This window comes from Enterobacillus tribolii, from assembly GCF_003363015.1.
In the GTDB taxonomy this organism is placed as follows: Bacteria; Pseudomonadota; Gammaproteobacteria; order Enterobacterales; family Enterobacteriaceae; genus Enterobacillus; species Enterobacillus tribolii.
Genome location: NZ_QRAP01000025.1, coordinates 3,643 through 5,089, shown reverse-complemented (window position 1 = coordinate 5,089; position 1,447 = coordinate 3,643). Strand labels below are relative to the sequence as shown.

The following is a 1,447-nucleotide window of genomic DNA, read 5'->3' as shown; positions in this document are numbered from 1 at the left end:
TCACGCCCTACCTGCAGCGTATACGCCAGATCCGTCAGGTTCACCGCCTGTTGCGACAGGTGCGCTGACAGCTGTTCCGCACGCCGCATCAGCGCCTCCTGACTGCGCGCCGACAGCACGATGACCACCGTTCCCGTCTCCGCCTCTGCCTCTGCCGCACGGGCCCGCGCCGGGTACTCCTGCAGCAGGATATGGGCGTTCACCCCGCCGAAGCCGAACGAGCTCACCCCCGCGCTGCGCCGCAGCGTTTCGCCATCGCGCCCCGCCGGGGCCGCCCACGATCGCCGCGTATCCACCACGTAGAACGGGCTGCCTTCCAGGTGGATATGCGGATTCAGCGGCTGGCTGTTCAGGCTGGCGACCAGCTCCCGGTGTTGCAGCTGCAGCACCGTCTTGATCACCCCTGCCACGCCCGCCGCCATTTCAAGGTGCCCGATATTGCTTTTGATCGTGCCCAGGCCGCAGCTTTCTGCCGCCAGGGGTTCACCGTCGCTCAGGGTGCGGAATGCCTGATGCAGGCCCTGCACCTCTATCGGATCGCCCAGCGCCGTGCCCGTCCCGTGCGCTTCGATATACCCTATCGCTTCCGGTTTAAGCCCGGCCTCCCTTACCGCCTGCACGATCAACCGCGCCTGCGCGTTCGGGTTCGGCGCCGTCAGCGAGGCCGCACGTCCGCCGTGATTTTCCGCGCTGCCCACGATAAGCCCGTAGATATGGTCGCCGTCGCGCTCCGCCGCACTCAGCGGCTTGAGCATCAGCATCCCGACACCCTCGCCGCGCACGTAACCGTCCGCCTGCGCCGAGAAGGTCCGGCAGCGCCCGCCCGGGCTGAGCATGCCCGCCCGTGAGAAAGTTTTATACGCTTCCGGCGACAACAGCGTGTTCACCCCGCCAGCCACCGCCAGGCTGCACTGCCCGCTGCGCAGCAGCCCCACCGCCCGGTGGATCGCCACCAGTGAGCTGGAGCAGGCCGTTTCGATCGGTTCGCTGGGGCCGTGCCAGTTCAGCCAGTAACTCATCCGGTTTGGGCCCATAGAAGAAACGATGCCCGACGCCGTATACCCCTCAACATTGCCGCCGTTGTTCAGCAAAAGCTGACCGTAGCCGCTGCCGCTGGTGCCGACCAGCAGGGCCGTATCGCTGCCGGACAGGCTCTGCGTCGAGTACCCGGCATCTTCGATAACGCGGCACACATGCTGCATCAGCAGCCGCTGCTGCGGATCCATCGACACCGCCTCGCGCGGTGAGATGCCGAAGAACAGCGGGTCAAAATACACCGTCTCCTCCAGCACCCCGGCCTGCGGCATCGTCTCCGCCGCCATCGCGCCCCAGCGGGCCGCCGGCAGCGTACTGATACAGTCCCGTCCTGCCCGCAGGTTGTGCCACAGCGCGTCAATATCCGCCGACTGCGGGAAGCTCCCGCTCATGCCGATGATCGCCACCGGCT

At 66.9% G+C, this 1,447-nt stretch carries 1 protein-coding gene; it reads right to left on the bottom strand.

The annotated features are described in order from the left end of the window. A partial coding sequence (locus C8D90_RS22155) for a type I polyketide synthase (RefSeq protein WP_162844448.1) occupies positions 1–1,447 on the bottom strand: 1,447 nt, incomplete at both ends.